The sequence below is a fragment of the Pseudomonas sp. Tof1 genome (genome assembly GCF_055390395.1).
This window is the reverse complement of sequence record NZ_AP024344.1, coordinates 3,121,559-3,137,203: the sequence shown is the minus strand read 5'-3', so window position 1 is coordinate 3,137,203 and position 15,645 is coordinate 3,121,559. Positions and strand designations below refer to the sequence as shown.

Below are 15,645 nucleotides of genomic sequence, written 5' to 3'. Positions count from 1 at the left end.
GGAATTCACCATGAAACGCTTCCCCCTTTTTGCGGGCCTGCTCGGCTGCCTGTGCGCCGGAGCCTGGGCGCAAGACACGCTCGACCTCGCCCCCATTACCATCGAAGCACAGCCAGCCACCGAACCGGGGCTGGACCTCGACACGCCGATCGCCACCGGCTCACGCCTGGGCCTGAGCCCACGGGAAACCCCGGCCTCGGTCAGCGTCGCCAACCGTGACAGCCTCGAACGCCACGGTGCGCGCAACTTCCAGGATGCCGCCAACAGCCTGCCAGGGGTCAACGCCACCGCTCCGCTGGGCTTCGGTGGCTTCGTCTCCTACCGCGGCTTCACCAGCGGCCAGGTCAGCCAGATGTTCAACGGCATCGTCGTCCCCACCGGCCTGGCGCGACCGGTGGATGCCTGGATCTACGACCGGGTCGAACTGGTCGGCGGCCCCTCCTCGCTGCTCAATGGCGCCGGCTCCGTCGGCGGCTCGCTGAACTACATCACCCGGCTCGCCAGCCGCCAGGAACAGGCGGCCGAAGGCAGGATCAGCTATGGGAGCAACGACACACGGGAAATCTCCTTCGGCCTCAATCACGCCCTGAGCGATCCCGGCGCCGACGTGCAGCACTACGCCCGCCTGGATGTCAGCCACAACGCCAGCAACGGCTACATCGACCGCAACCGGCGTGATGCCTGGAGCGCGGCATTCTCGCTGCTCAGCGACCTGACCCCGGAGCTGTCCCACACCCTGGCCCTGGAGTATCAGGACGAGGTGCTCGACAGCCCCTACTGGGGCACGCCGGTGCTCAACCCCAAGGTCGGCGAACTGAAGATCGACAGGCACAACCGTTTCAACAACTACAACGTCGCCGATGGCCAGTACGTGCAACGCACCCGCTGGCTGCGCTCGATCATCGACTACCGGATCAGCGACAGCACCAGCCTGCGCAACACCCTCTATCACCTGGGCAGCGAACGTGACTACCGCAACCTGGAGACCTATCAGTACAACGCCGACAACACCGCCGTGAACCGCTCCACCGCCTACCTGGTGCGCCACGCCGGCGAGCAGAACGGCAACCAGTTCGAGTTGCGCCACCAGTCCAGCCTGTTCGGCCTGGACAGCCGCTGGGCCGGCGGTTTCGAGTACCGGGTCAACACCACCACCAACCACCCGTGGAATGTCTCGGCCGCCAACAGCGTGAGCCCGGACCACTTCGATCCCGGCTACTTCTATGCGCTCCCCGGTACCCGTCCGGGTTTTGTCAGCGACAAGACCAACCAGGTCACCACCCGCGCCCTGTTCGTCGAAAACCGACTGATGCTGACCGACAAGCTGGCCCTGCTGACGGGGCTGCGTTACGACGACATCGACCTGGACGTGACCAACCACCGTGTGGTGACCGCCAGCAATCCGCGACACCTGCGCCGGCGCTGGGAACCGATCACCGGGCGCGCCGGGCTGACCTACCAGTTCGTGCCCTCGGCCAATGTCTACGTGCAGTACAGCACGGCGGCCGAACAACCCGGCGGCACGCAGAACTTCGACGTTTCCACCGGCAGGCAGTGGGAAATCGGCAGCAAGTTCGACTATCTCGACGGTCGTGGCAGCGCCACGGCGGCGGCCTATCACATCGTGCGCAAGGACTTCGCCGTCACCGACCCGCTGGACCCGAACAACACCCTGCCGGTGGGTCAGCAATCATCGAAAGGCATCGAACTGGCCAGTTCGCTGCGGATCACCCCGAAACTGCTGGCCGAAGGCAACTTCGCCTGGGTCGATGCGCAGTACGATGAATTCAACGAGAAGAACGCCGCCGGCGTCGTGGTTTCGCGCAAGGGCAACACGCCGACCAATGTGCCGGAACGGGTGGCCAACCTGTGGCTGACCTATGACTTCGATCCGCACTGGCAAGGGGGTGTCGATGCGCGTCATGTGGCCAGGGTGTATGCCGACAGTGCCAATACCCGGTACGTGCCGGGCTATACCCTCTATGGCAGCTTCCTGAGCTACAGGCTCGACAACCACACGACGCTGACCGGGCGGGTGCGCAACCTGACCAACCAGGTCTATGCCGAGTTCGCCCACGTGTCCCCGGCGTATTACCTGGGCACGCCGAGAACCTTCGAGCTGGCGGTACAAACCCGCTTCTGATGGGTTCAGAGATCGGATAAATCCTCCCACAGTGCCCGCGTCGTTCGCAGGATCCATGCACGGCGCGAGCACTTGGGGGAACCGGCGGTCCGGCGTCCCGGTTCATCCGCGAACAGGCCGCCACCGAACCTACAGACTGTCAGCGACCTTCTGCGCCACATCCGCCGGCACCCAGGCCTTCCAGACCTGCGGGTTGTCCTTGAGAAAGGCCCGGGCCACCTGATCCGGCGGCAGGCGTTCCTCGCTCATTTTCGCCAGCGCCTGGTTCAACAGGTCGATCGGCAGGTCGACCTTGGCGAAGAACGCCACCACCTGCGGATGTTGCTGGCGGAACGGTGCCGACACGCCGATACTCAGCTTCGAGGCCAGTGACCGGGTCGGCTTGGGGTCGGGATTGTCGGCATCGGTCAGGGTCTTCCAGGCCTCGGCATCGAACGGCGGCTCCTGCAGTTGCACCAGCTTGAACTTGCCCAGCAGGGGCGTCGGCGACCAGTAGTAGAACAGGATCGGCTTGCCGCGCCGAATCGACGAGGTGATTTCGGCATCCAGCGCCGCACCGGAGCCACTGCGGAAGTTCACATAGCTGTCGCTCAGGCCATAGGCCTTGAGCTTCTGCTTGTTGACGATCTCGGAGGTCCAACCGATCGGGCTGTTGAGAAAGCGCCCCTTGCCGGGCGACTCCGGGTCCTGGAACACCGCCTTGTAGCGCTTGAGATCCTCGACACTGCGCAGCCCCGGCGCCAGGGGCTTGATACCCCGCTCGGGGTCACCCTTGATCACATATTCCGGCACCCACCAGCCCTCGGTCGCGCCCTTGACGGTATCCCCCACCGCCACGACCTCGCCCGCCGCCTCGGCCTTGACCCAGACCGGGCTGCGCCCGGCCCACTCCTCGCCGATCACCTGGATATCGTTTTTGGCCAGCGCGGTTTCCAGGGTCACGGTAGTGCCTGGCAGCGTGTCCGTCGGCAAGCCGTAGCCCTTCTCGACGATATGTCGCAACAGCTCGGTGATCAGGCTGCCACTTTCCCAGTTCAGGTCGGCAAAGTGGATCGGAACCGCCGCACGGGCCGGAAGCGCCGCGAAGGCAACGCTCAATACCGCCAGGGAGCCGGCGAACAGCGCACGAAATCCTTTCATGGGTCTACCTCAGTCATGGAGTCACCCTCGACGCGTTGCCGAAAGTCTCTGAATTAATCAGTCAACTGACTTTAGTAGAGGTTCCCTGACAATCACGGCGCGCTTCAATCCGTAGCGTGCGTCTGAAGTTGCTGCAACTCGCGCCGGACCATGCTGGCGTATTCGGCCGGGGTCATTGCATAGAGCTGTGAAGCGACCCATGGCAACCAGGCGCCCTGCAACTCGCCCTTGCGTTCGAACAGGCGCCGGGCATCGCGGCGGGCCTGCTCCAGGTGCTGCTGATGAAACCCGGCCCTGCCGCCACTCATTGCTCGCTGGCCTTGAATGTCAGCTCGCCCTTGCGCCACTTCGCGGCCTTTCGGGTGACGTCCTTGAGGGTCTTGGTCAGGCCTTCCTGCAGCTGTTCATGGGCCGCGAACACCATCACCACGGTATGGCCTTCCTTGAACAGGATGCCGTGGCCCTGTTCGCAGGTGACATAGGCGTAATCGCCCAGTCCATAGACCGTCAGCTTGATTTCGCGAAACTTGATATCGAACTTCCCACCTTCGCGACTGGGCAGTACCGAGGCGCGGAAATGATCGCCGACTTTCAGTTCAAGACGCTGTTTGTCATCGACGACCATCGCCGTTTCAGTGTCGATTTCAGCGATATAGATGCCTTCGGCGGTTTGTTCGGTGATGTAGACGAAACGTGATTGAAACTGCTTGACCAGCTTTGCCCGCAGGTCGCCCAGTACGAACAATGCGTGCATATCCAGATTACTGACTGCCAACGAAAAGCCCTCAAACCCAAAAATGAAGCCGCCCGGCAGGGAGCAGGCAGCACAAGTCCTTCGGTCATTGCCGACGGTTACTCACTGGAAACCCTGATGACTGCGTGTCGACCCCGCGCAGGTCGCGTGAAAAGACACAGAGAGACTAATGGATCAAAAGCCCCGTTACTTCTGCGAATACTCACCAGGGTGTGAAGGAAAACACCGCATATCGCTGACGCCAGCCAGTGGGACAGTGAAGTTGCGGAGATGACCTTTCTGAAAAAGCGAAGTTTCCGACGTGCAAGTTGAAAGCCCCCCAGAACAACGATCGGGGGCACGACTTCGATTTTAGAACACGTCGACCCGTCACTGCCAATCAAACCACCGTCAAGTGGTATCAGACAAGACAAAAAGTACTGACCGATTGCCGGCCTGGCAATCCCTTGCGGCATGGAACCGGCGATTTCCGCAGTATGGCCGCTCAAGCACCCGGTAACGATGCCGATACAAGGGCAGGCATTCATTGAACGGAGTCCATGATGATCAGCCTGAATCCACTCGCGATCCCCATGCCTTCGCTGACCAGCCGCAGCGACGACACCGAGGATGCGGCGCCGGTCCTGTCGATTCGCGCCCTGCTCGGCGAGGACGCCGACAGCGACTTCAACACCGTGTCTGCCGGCAACAGCCTGGCCGGCAATGAGTTGGCGGCGAAAAACCGCGTCAAGCAGTTGAAGAAACAGATCGAACAACTGCAGCAGAAACTGCGGCGGGCCAACACCCGCCTGGCAGCGCTGAAAAAGGCCCGCTACCGCAGCGAAGAGGCCCGCAATGCGGCCCTCCAGCCGGCCCGGGCCGAGGTGATGGCGCTCAACAGCGCCTTGAGCAGTGTCAATATCGCGCTGTTCATGGCGCAGAAACTGCTGGCCGGGATGGTCAACACGACCGTCTGACAGCGCCGCCCCCATCAGGCGCGGGGCCAGCGGTCACTTGTGCGGCGCGCTTTCCGGCCGGTAGCCCAGGCGCAGGCCACCCCAGTGCCGGCCCTTGACCATGATCGGCACCGACAGGTCGTGCATCAGCTCGCCGGTATCGCGGGTATAGGTCTGCAGCAGCACCGGTTGCTGATGGCTGCCACAGCGAATGCCGGTGCGGTCATCGAACTTGCGCTTGGTGCGGTTCTGCAGGGCGTCCTTGGCCGCATCCCCGGTCAACGGCTGGGAAAACGCCTGGTTGTGGGTCGGCACGTAGCCTTGCGGGGTACAGGCGATGGCGAACACCAGACCCTCATGACGGCTCAGCAGCGGCTCCTGGATCGCCGGCAAGACCTGGTCGGTGTAACGGTCGAAGCGGGTCTGGTACTTGGTCGGTGACGTGTTGGCAATGGGCTGGTAGCTGCGGTCGAACAGATCCTCGAGGCTGATGCGGTTCTGCTCGATATCGGCCTCGAAGCGGGCGGCGATCTGCGCCGCGCCCTCGCGCGCCAGGTCGTAGGCACGCTGGTGATAATCGTCCAGGCCGACCTCGGCCAGCCGTTCGCTGATGGTCTCGGCCTGCCCTTCCATCTGTACCGCAGCCTCGGCCAGCCGCCGGGTTTGCTGGTCACTGATCGACAGGTCGCCGCGCATCTGCTCTACGGCACTGAACAGGCTGCCCAGTTGCTCGCGATTGTTCTGCGCGCCGTGGGCGATTTCGCTGACCTGGCTTTCCACGCCCGCCGCCAGCTGGGCAATATTTTCCAGTTGCCGGCCGGTGTGTTCGACCTGCTCGACACCGCTCTCCAGGTCCACCGACAACTGCTGGATCTGCTCCACCACCTGTGCCGTGCGCTGCTGGATATCGGCGACCATCACCCCGACCTCATCGGTGGCGGCCGCGGTGCGCCCGGCCAGGCCACGCACTTCGTCGGCCACCACGGCGAAACCGCGTCCGTGCTCGCCGGCACGGGCCGCTTCGATGGCCGCATTGAGGGCCAACAGGTTGGTCTGGCTGGCGATCGCCTGGATCACCAGGGTCACTCGCTGGATTTCCTCGCTGCGCTGGCTCAGGGCCTCGATCAGTTGCCGACTGGCCGCCGCGCGCTGGCTGAGCTGGTGCATGCGGCTGATCGACTCCGACAGCACCGCGTGCCCCTCGGCACTGCTCTGCCGCGCCTCGCTGGCCGAACCCAGCGCCTGCTGGCTGAGCTGCGACGTGGCCTGCTCGGTGTCGATCACCCGTTCGGCGCTGCTGACGATCTGCGCCGCGGCATCGAGTTGCGATTGCAGCTTGCCGGCCAGTTGCTTGACCGCAAAGGCCACACCGGCGGCGGACAAGGCGTTATGGCTGGTGGCATAGGACAGGTCGCGGGTCAGTTCGCCCAGCGCATCGCCCTCGGCCTGGGCGGCAATGGCAGCCGGACGTGGACGCAACAGCGGCAACCAGGCCAGCAGCAGCGCCAACGGCAGGCAGACGCCCAGGGACCAGTTGGCATAGGCCATGGCCGACAACAGCAGCGCCAGCCCGATGCTCTGCAGCAGCGGTACGAGCCAGCGTGGGGACGACTTCGACTGCGCCTCCAATGGCGCGAAAACCCCGGACAGAATTCCTTCTCCAGACATAGGCGTTACCCACTCTCGGCTTTTGATTGTTTTCCTTCATTAAACGCCATCACACGGCCATTATCCATGGTCCATTAGTGGTAATCGGCGAAGGGGAACGATCCAGGGGACCGGGCGGCGCTGGAGAACGTGAGAGGGTTCAGGGGCAACACCGCAGGAACTGACGAGCGGCCGGGTCGGGACTCTGCACGCCGTACCCGCGCGGCGAAGTGCTCGCAGCCGATCGTATCGGGGCGTCGGGTACGGCGTCTATCGGCGCTTGCATCGGGGCGCTTTGGCACCCCGACGAGGCCGCGGGCATCAGGAGGCCGATCAGGCCTGGCGCTGGTGCTTGTCGATCTGCTCGTGACGCTCCTGCGCCTCGATGCAGTATTTGGTGGTCGGGCTGATCAGCAGGCGCTTGAGGCCAATCGGATCGCCACTGTCGTCACACCAGCCGAAGGAGTCGTCGCGAATGCGGTCCAGGGCCTGTTCCAGCTGCGGCAGCATGCGCTGGTCGCGATCGATCGCGTTCACCAGCCAGGTGCGCTCTTCTTCAACGGACGCGGCGTCGGCCGGGTCTGCCGGAGTATCGAGGCTTTCGATGGCGACACGGTTCTGCTCGATACGCTCGTGGGTTTCTACTTTCATGGCTTGCAACAGTTCGGTGAAGAAAGCCAGTTGCTCGGCGTTCATGTAGTCGTCCGCCGGCATGGCCAGCAACTTTTCCTTTGTCATTGATTTCTCTATAGAAAATACGTGCATTAAGGCGAATTAGGGAGCGTTCTGGGCACCTGAGGGGATGCACAGAAAGGCGCCGTCCATTCCAAGCGCCACCCGGCACTCAATTTACGAGGGGCGGCAGTCTAAGGCCGAGTTATCGAGTCAGCAACAGAAATGACAGCAAAATCGTTTCGATCGCCCCGAACAGGCGCGATGAAGCCCTGTATACGGGGGATCGGAATGCTTTTATAACAAGAAATTCCCTGGCCTGCCTGCAGCCGGGAGACGGACGGCAGTGGCCAGCGGGCCGGGAATGGCCGCACCACAGGCGCCAACCCTGCGCGCGGCCTCGACTGCCACTATTCGCGCAAGGCCCTGCGCAATACCTTGCCCACCGTGGTCTTGGGCAGTTCCTCGACCCGGAACTCGACGATCCTCGGCACCTTGTAGCCGGTCAGGAACTCCCGGCAATGCGCCAGCAACTGCGTTTCGGTCAAACCCGGATCCCGCCGCACGACGAAGATCTTCACCCGCTCCCCGGTCACCTGGTCCGGCACACCGATCGCCGCCACCTCGGCCACGCCCGGATGCAGCGCCACCACGTCCTCGATCTCGTTGGGATAGACGTTGAAGCCCGACACCAGGATCATGTCCTTCTTGCGATCCACCAGGCGGATGAAGCCCTGCGCGTTCATCACCCCGATGTCCCCGGTTGACAGCCAGCCGTCAGCATCAAGGACCTTGGCCGTCTCGTCCGGGCGCTTCCAGTAACCCTTCATGACCTGTGGCCCACGTACCTGCAGCTCGCCCTCCTCGCCGATTTCCGCCAGCGTGCCGTCCTCGCGGACGAAGCGCACCCAGGTCGACGGCAACGGCACCCCGATGGTCCCGCTGAACTCGCCCTCGCGCATGCGCTTGATATCGATCGGGCTGATGCTCACCACCGGCGAGCACTCGGTCAGCCCGTAGCCCTCGATGATCGGCACCCCGGTCACCTCCTGCCAGCGCCGTGCCACGGCGGTGTGGGTGGCCATGCCGCCGGCGATCGCCAGCTTCAGGTCGGAGAAGTCCCGGGCGCGGAATTCGTCGTTTTCCAGCAGGCCGTTGAACAGCGTGTTGACCCCGACGATGCCGTTGAACTTCTCCTTGCGCAGGATCATCTGCACCCGTTTCACGTCCCGCGGGTTGGCAATGAGGATGTTGCGCCCGCCCAGGCACATGAACATCAGGCAGTTCACCGTCAGCGACAGTACGTGGTAAAGCGGCAACAGGGTGACGTTGGTCTCCTGCCGGTTCTCGTCGAGCTGGTCGCCGACCCAGGCCTTGGCCTGCATCAGGTTGGCGAGGATGTTGCGATGAGTGAGCATCGCGCCCTTGGCGTCGCCGGTGGTGCCGCCGGTGTATTGCAGGAAGGCGATGTCATCGTGGGCCAGTGCCACCGGCCTGGCCTTCAGCCCGCGGGCCTGCTTCAGCATCGCCGGAAAACGGATCGAACCCGGCAGGTCGAAGCGTGGCACCTGCTTCTGCACATGGCGCAGCACGAAGTTCAGCGCAGCGCCCTTGAAGGTCCCGACCAGGTCCCCGATGGCCGCCACCACGATGTTCTTCAGCGAACTGCCGTCCATCGCCTGTTCCAGGGTGTGGGCGAAGTTCTCGAAGATCACCAGGGTTTCGGCGCCGCTGTCCTTGAGCAGGTGCTTGAGCTCGCGGGCGGTATACAGCGGGTTGACGTTGACCACCACGGCGCCGGCCAGCAGGGTGCCGAACAGGCAGATCGGGTACTGCAGGCAGTTGGGCATCATCAACGCCACGCGATCGCCCTTCTTCACCCCGCGCGACTGCAGCCAGGCGGTGAAGGCGAAGACCCGGCGCTCCCATTCGTCATAGCCCATCTCGGTGCCGATACTGACGTAGGCCACCCGCTGGCGGTACTTCTCCACATGTTCGAGGAACACCTCGCGCAGCGACGGGTAACGGTCGATCTCGGCCTCGACATCCGCCGGCACGCCGGGGTGGTAGGCCTTCACCCAGACACGTTCGGTACTCTGCAGGCTCGCGACACTCATGGCAGTCTCCTTGTTGTTGTTTTATTTTTCGACGATCGCCGTCACGCCCAGGCCGCCAGCGGCACACACGGAAATCAGCCCGCGGCCGCCACCGCGCTGGTCGATGGCCTTGGCCAGGCTCGCCAGCAGCCTGCCGCCGGTGGCGGCGAACGGATGTCCGCAACCCAGCGAACCGCCATTGACATTGAGCCTGCTGCGGTCGATGGAGCCCAACGGCGCCTCCAGCCCCAGCCGCTCACGGCAATAGTCGGCATCCTCCCAGGCCTTGAGCGTACACAGCACCTGTGCGGCGAAGGCTTCGTGGATCTCGTAGAAGTCGAAGTCCTGCAGGCTCAGGCCTTCGCGGGCGAGCATTCGTGGCACGGCGTAGGCCGGGCCATCAGCAACCCTTCGCTGCCATCGACGAAATTCACCGCTGCGGTTTCGCCGGTACGCAGGTAGGCCAGCACCGGCAGGTTGTGCGCCGCCGCCCATGCCTCGCTGGCCAGCAGCACCACCGAGGCGCCGTCGGTCAAGGGCGTCGAGTTGCCGGCCGTGAGGGTGCCGTTGCGCTTGTCGTAGGCCGGTCCCAGCCCCGCAAGCCTCTCCAGGCTGGCGTCGGCGCGCAGGTTGTTATCGCGCTGGAGTCCCCGATACGGGGTGACCAGGTCGTCGAAAAAGCCCCGCTGATAAGCCGCATGGAGCGACTGGTGGCTGCTCAGGGCCAACTCATCCTGGGCCAGTCGCCTGATCTGCCAACGCTTGGCCATCTGTTCGCAGTGTTCGCCCATGGACAGCCCGGTGCGCGGCTCGCCATTGCGCGGCAGCAGCGGCTTGAAGAACATCGACGGGCGAATGCCGAGCAGGCTGCGCAGCTTGCCCAGGGTATCCTTGCTGCGATTGGCTTCCAGCAGGATTCGGCGCAACGACTCGTTGATGCCGATCGGCGCATCCGAGGTGGTGTCGGAGCCGCCGGCGACCCCGACCTCGATCTGCCCCAGGGCGATCTTGTTGGCCACCAGCAGCGCCGCCTCCAGGCCCGTGCCGCAGGCCTGCTGGATGTCATAGGCCGGAGTTTGCGGCGCCAGCGTGGTGGACAGCAGCGTCTCGCGGGCCAGGTTGAAGTCCCGCGAATGCTTGATCACCGCACCGGCGGCGAACTCGCCGAGGCGCTGGCCATGCAGGCCGAAGCGCTCGACCAGCCCTTGCAGGGCGGCGGCCAGCAGGTCCTGGTTGCTGTCATGGGAATACGCGGTATTGGAGCGGGCAAACGGAATCCGGTTGCCGCCGAGAATCGCGACCCGTCGTACCGGGGCCGGGGTGAAACTGTATTCGGTCATGCGGAGTTTCCTTCCATACACTGGCCCTTGTCTCTTGTGTTTCCTGTGGAAGCGGGCGGCGTGTTCAAGTGAGCGTGAGCACCCCACGCATGTGCGGTTTGTCGCCCGCCGCCGTGCGCACTTCAAAGGCCTGGCGCGCCTCGGAGGACGGCAACTTCCATAACGTCGCACTGCCGGGCAGGAACATCGGCAGCTTGAACTCGCAGTCGAGCCCGGCCGCGTCCAGGGGCCGCGGTGGCTGTTGCGCCGCCAGGGCCCGGCCGAGGGTCCACATGCCATGGGCGATCGGCCGCTTGAAGCCGAACAGCCGGGCGCCTGGCCAGGAGGTGTGGATCGGGTTGTGATCGCCCGACACCCGGGCAAAACGCCGTCCCAGGTCCGCCGCCAGCGGCCAGCGCTGGGTCAGGACCCATGCCTGTTCATCCGGCTCCAGCTCACCCTGCCAGGGCTCGCCGACCGGCGCGGCGACACCCCGGCGCAGGTACAGGCTCTCGCTTTCCCAGACCAGGCGGCCATCGCCATGGGCCTGGCTGACGATCAGCAGCGCCTGCCCCTTGGGGTGCGCCACCCAGCGTTCGCAATGCACCTGCAGGCGCAACGCCTGGCCCTCGTGCAGCCGCCGGTACTGGCGGATGCGATTGGCCAGGTGCACCATGCCGCTGGCCGGCCAGGGAAACGCCGGACTGGTCAGCAACAGCAGGTGCAGGGGAAACGCCAGGGTGTGCACGAAGGACAGCGGCACCCCGTGTTCGCGGCGAAAGCCACAGGCACGGGCGTAACGCTCGATATCCGCCGCGCGCAGTTCCACCGCCGGCCGTACCAGCCGCTCCTGCGGCAGGCGCGGCGCCCCCTCGACCTTGGGCTTGCGCAGGCTGCGCAAGCCGCTCCACAGCAACTGGCCGGTCGAAGGCACCGGATCGATGATACGAAGGGTCGAATCGGCGTTCATGGTTCAGGCCCCCAGCAGGCTTTGCCCGCACACGCGGACCACCTGCCCGTTGATCCCGCCGGAAGCCGGGTGTGCCAGCCAGGCGATGGTCTGCGCCACGTCCTCGGCCTGCCCGCCCTGGGACATGGCGTTCATCCGCCGCCCCGCCTCGCGGATCAGCAGCGGGATCTTCGCGGTCATCTGGGTCTCGATGAACCCCGGCGCCACGCCATTGACCGTCACCTGCTGCCGCCCGGCCAATGGCGCCAGGCCCTGCACCAGGCCGATCACCCCGGCCTTGGAGGTGGCATAGTTGCTCTGCCCGAGATTGCCGGCGATCCCGGAAATCGACGACACGCAGACGATCCGCCCGCCGGGGTTGAGCCCCTGCCCTTCGAGCAGCGCCGTGCTCAGTCGCAGCGGCGCCTCGAGGTTGACCGCCATGACCTTGCACCAGGCCGCTTCGGTCATCTTCGCCAGGGTCTTGTCCTGGGTGATGCCGGCGTTGTGCACGACGATATCGAAGGCCCCGTGCTCCCCGACAAAGGCCAGCAGGCGCTCGGCGGCCTGCGGCGCGGTGATGTCCATGGCCAGCGCCGTGCCCCCAGTGAACCGGCCACCTGCTGCAACTGCGCCTCGACCGGTGGAATATCCAGGCAGACCACCTCGGCGCCCTCGCCGGCCAGCACCTGGGCGATCGCCAGGCCGATACCGCGACAGGACCCGGTGACCAGCGCCCGGCGTCCGGCCAGCGGCCGCTGCCAGTCGACGGCCTTGGGCACATCCACCGCCTCGGCGATGCGCACCACCTGGCCGGAAACATAGGCGGAACGGCGCGACAGGAAGAAGCGCAGGCTGCTGTCCATTTCCGTTTCCGCACCGGGTTCCACGTACAGCAACTGCACGGTGATGGCCTTGCGCAGCTCCTTGCCCAGCGAGCGCACGAAGCCCTCCAGGGCCCGTTGTACCACGGCCTGGGCCAGTTCCCCGCAGTGCTCCGGCGGCGTGCCCAGCACCAGCACGCGACCGTGCTGGCTCAGGCGCCGGACATTGGCATGGAAGAACCGGTACAACTCGTCCAGTTGGGCGATATCGGCCAGGCCGCTGGCATCGAACACCAGGCCCTGGACCTTGACCGTGGAGGGAGCCTCGACACTCGCCGGGGCGGCGGCCACCGTCTCGGTAGCGGCGAAGATCCGCTGCAACTCGCCCAGCAACCGGCCTTGTGGCGCCCCCGCCAAGACCACCGGATTGAGATGGTTGCCCACCTGCCCCTGCCGGTAGCGCTGCAGCGGCAACGGTTGCGGCAAGCCGACCGAGCGGGCCAGGCGCCGCCCCCAGGGCGAATTGACGAAAGCAAGATAACTGTCAGACATGAAAGAATTCCGTTCCAGACCCGAGAAAGATCAATAGCTGCTGTCGTCAGCGACAGCCGTGCCTTCGCTGACCGCCGCACGCCGCCTGGCCGCCGGCTTGGCGGCCTGCTCGAAGTGCGCCTGGCGCCGTTGCAGGGCTTCGAGCAGACCGAAGTCCTGCGGGAAGTCGTCGACCTGGATCGCGTGGTCGCCGTACTCGACGTAGCGTTCGAGCAACTGCTCCTCCTCGGCGCTGATCAGTTGCAGTTCCAGGGCCTTGGCACGCCAGACCACAAAGGCCTCGCGGGAGATCGGCAGCGGCCCAATGGTCCCGTCGCGGACCGCTGTCTTGAGCCGCGCCTCGATCAGTTCCACCTGCGGCAGCAGGCGGAAGGCCAGTTCGCCATAGGCCAGCTTGTCGATGTCCGGTTGCGGGATATAGGAATCGGCCAGCAGCCGATCGCGGCTCGCACCCGACTGTTGCACCAGTTCGGCGACTTCGCCGAGCAGGCGGTCGGACGGCTTGCGCAGCGGGATACCGAACGGGAAGCTCAGCGCACGAATCACCCGCGCCGCGGCCTTCGACGGGTAGTTGTCGAGGGTTTCGGCCAGGGCCTCATGGGCACGCAGCAAGGCATCCTGGGCAGCCCAGTGCACCAGCGGCAGGTCGCCCTGTGGACGCCCGTCGTCCTCGAAGCGCTTGAGCACGCAGGACAGGATGTACAGTTGCGAAAGGATGTCGCCCAGGCGACCGGTGATGCTTTCCTTGCGTTTCAATGCCCCCCCAGCACGCCCATGGAGATATCCGAGGCCAGCGCCAGCACCACCGACAGCCGTTCGATCTGCCGGTAGTAGGCGGCCAGCGCCTTGTCGGTTTTCGCCGGGGCCTTGAGCAGTCGCCCGCCGCTCAGGCCATGGACCGCCGCCCGTACGGTGTTGGCGACGACGAAGCTGATATGGCCGAACATTGCACTGTCGAACGCGTCCAGGCCGGCACGGCCCTGGGCGCGGGCAGCTTCCATTTCGCGGAACACATAGGGATGGCAACGGATCAGCCCCTGACCGTAGATGATCAGGCAGCGGGTCATGATGTTCGCGCCTTCCACGGTGATCGCGATCGGGCTCTGCTGGTAGGCGCGGGCCAGGAAGTTGTTCGGGCCCATGCAGATACCCTTGCCGGCGACGATGTCCATGCCGTCATTGACCACCGCCCGGGCACGCTCGGTGACGTGGTACTTGGCGATGGCCGAGATCACCGACGGTTTTTCCCCGGCATCCAGCGAGGCCACCGATACCTTGCGCACCGCGTCACAGGCATAAAGGTGCCCGGCCATCCGCGCCAAGGGGGCCTGCACGCCTTCGAACTTGCCGATGGGCAGGCCGAACTGCTTGCGCATCGCCGCATAGGCGCTGGTGCCCCGCACCGCGATCTTGCTCAGGCCGACGTTGGCCGACGGCAGCGAGATCGCCCGCCCGGCGGCCAGGCATTCCATCAGCATGCGCCAGCCGTTGCCGACCTGGTCGCGGCCGCCGATCACCCACTCCAGGGGGATGAACACGTCCTTGCCCTGAGTCGGGCCGTTCTGGAACACCGCATTGAGCGGCCAGTGCCGGCGCCCGCTCTGCACGCCGGGATGGCTGGTGGGAATCAGCGCGCAGGTGATGCCCAGGCTGCCCTTGCGCCCCAGCAGGCCCTCGGGGTCTTCGGCGCGGAACGCCAGGCCGAGCACCGTGGCGATCGGGCCCAGGGTGATGTAGCGCTTGTCCCAGGTAACCCGGAAGCCCAGCACCTGCTCGCCCTCGAACTGGCCCTTGCAGACGATGCCGACATCCGGGATGGCCCCGGCATCGGAACCGGCGTACGGGCTGGTCAGGGCGAAGCACGGAATGTCCTCGCCGCGCGCCAGCCGCGGCAGGTAGTGCTGGCGCTGGGCCTCGGTGCCGTAGTGCAGCAGCAGTTCGGCCGGGCCGAGCGAGTTGGGCACCATCACCGAGATCGCCGCCGCCGAGCAGCGGGTCGACAGCTTCATCACCACCTGGGAATGGGCGTAATGGGAGAAACCCTTGCCGCCATACTGCTTGGGAATGATCATGCCGAGAAAGCCGGCATCCTTGGTGTATTGCCAGGCCTGGGGCGACATGTCCTGCCAGACCTGGGTGGTTTCCCAGTCGTTGGCCATGTCGCAGAGGGTTTCCACCTCGTTGTCGAGGAACGCCTGTTCCTCCGCGCTCAGGCTCGCCGGAGCGGCCTTGAGCAGGCGCTCCCAGTTCGGCTTGCCGCTGAACAGCTCGGCATCCCACCACACCGTGCCGGACTCGATGGCGGCGCGCTCGGTATCGGACATCGCCGGCATGATCTGGCGAAACAGCGCCAGAGCCTTGCTGCTGAGCAAGACCCGACGCAGCGGTTTGATGGCCAGCACCCCAGCGGGCAGCAGGACCAGGATCGCCGCCACCGCCGCCCCCAGCGGACCGACCACGTTGAACAGATAGCCGCCGGCCAGCCAGGCTGCGGCAACGCCGAGCCAGAGAACGGCCGCAGCCTGTCGATAGGCGAGTACGAGGGCGGCAACGAGCCCTGCCAATAACCATACCATCATGGAATACCTCTCTCTTTGCGTACGAGACAACCAGC

The 15,645-nt window shown here is 65.2% G+C and carries 9 protein-coding genes and 3 pseudogenes; 2 read left to right on the top strand and 10 right to left on the bottom strand.

Annotated features, from left to right (window positions below; all coding sequences use genetic code 11):
- The first annotated feature begins 10 nt into the window (after nucleotides 1–10).
- Complete coding sequence (locus ACZ5KU_RS14390; RefSeq protein WP_464737348.1) at nucleotides 11–2,143, top strand: TonB-dependent receptor; 2,133 nt, start codon at nucleotides 11–13, stop codon at nucleotides 2,141–2,143.
- 129 nt (nucleotides 2,144–2,272) lie between these two features.
- On the opposite strand, the gene ACZ5KU_RS14385 is transcribed toward ACZ5KU_RS14390, so the two are convergent.
- The 3 genes from ACZ5KU_RS14385 to ACZ5KU_RS14375 form a co-directional block, all read right to left on the bottom strand.
- Entirely contained in the window at nucleotides 2,273–3,283 is a 1,011-nt protein-coding gene (locus ACZ5KU_RS14385; protein WP_054058950.1) for an ABC transporter substrate-binding protein, read from the bottom strand.
- A 104-nt stretch (nucleotides 3,284–3,387) separates the two neighbouring features.
- Nucleotides 3,388–3,591, bottom strand: coding sequence for a hypothetical protein (locus tag ACZ5KU_RS14380; RefSeq protein WP_054058951.1), 204 nt, complete (start codon nucleotides 3,589–3,591; stop codon nucleotides 3,388–3,390).
- A complete protein-coding gene (locus ACZ5KU_RS14375) occupies nucleotides 3,588–4,058 on the bottom strand; it encodes a hypothetical protein (RefSeq protein ID WP_081005987.1) in 471 nt (156 codons plus the stop codon). The genes ACZ5KU_RS14380 and ACZ5KU_RS14375 overlap by 4 nt, the downstream gene beginning before the upstream one ends.
- 521 nt (nucleotides 4,059–4,579) lie before the next feature.
- On the opposite strand from ACZ5KU_RS14375, the gene ACZ5KU_RS14370 reads away from it, so the two are divergent.
- Nucleotides 4,580–4,993, top strand: a complete 414-nt coding sequence (locus ACZ5KU_RS14370; RefSeq protein ID WP_464737347.1) for a hypothetical protein — start codon at nucleotides 4,580–4,582, stop codon at nucleotides 4,991–4,993.
- A 33-nt stretch (nucleotides 4,994–5,026) separates the two neighbouring features.
- Here the strand turns inward: ACZ5KU_RS14370 and ACZ5KU_RS14365 are convergent, their stop codons facing one another.
- The 7 genes and pseudogenes from ACZ5KU_RS14365 to ACZ5KU_RS14335 form a co-directional block, all read right to left on the bottom strand.
- On the bottom strand, nucleotides 5,027–6,640 hold the full coding sequence (locus tag ACZ5KU_RS14365; protein ID WP_054062257.1) for a methyl-accepting chemotaxis protein: 1,614 nt from the start codon (nucleotides 6,638–6,640) through the stop codon (nucleotides 5,027–5,029).
- Nucleotides 6,641–6,952: 312 nt separating this feature from the next.
- Nucleotides 6,953–7,357, bottom strand: coding sequence for a TraR/DksA family transcriptional regulator (locus ACZ5KU_RS14360; protein ID WP_010445713.1), 405 nt, complete (start codon nucleotides 7,355–7,357; stop codon nucleotides 6,953–6,955).
- Nucleotides 7,358–7,701: 344 nt separating this feature from the next.
- Entirely contained in the window at nucleotides 7,702–9,408 is a 1,707-nt protein-coding gene (locus tag ACZ5KU_RS14355; protein WP_464737346.1) for an AMP-binding protein, read from the bottom strand.
- 21 nt (nucleotides 9,409–9,429) lie between these two features.
- A pseudogene (locus ACZ5KU_RS14350) lies at nucleotides 9,430–10,727 on the bottom strand (acetyl-CoA C-acetyltransferase).
- A gap of 64 nt (nucleotides 10,728–10,791) precedes the next feature.
- Nucleotides 10,792–11,676, bottom strand: a complete 885-nt coding sequence (locus tag ACZ5KU_RS14345) for a MaoC family dehydratase (protein WP_464737345.1) — start codon at nucleotides 11,674–11,676, stop codon at nucleotides 10,792–10,794.
- Between the two features lie 3 nt (nucleotides 11,677–11,679).
- Nucleotides 11,680–13,031: pseudogene (locus tag ACZ5KU_RS14340) on the bottom strand (3-oxoacyl-ACP reductase).
- Between the two features lie 30 nt (nucleotides 13,032–13,061).
- A pseudogene (locus tag ACZ5KU_RS14335) lies at nucleotides 13,062–15,610 on the bottom strand (acyl-CoA dehydrogenase).
- Between the last annotated feature and the right edge of the window lie 35 nt (nucleotides 15,611–15,645).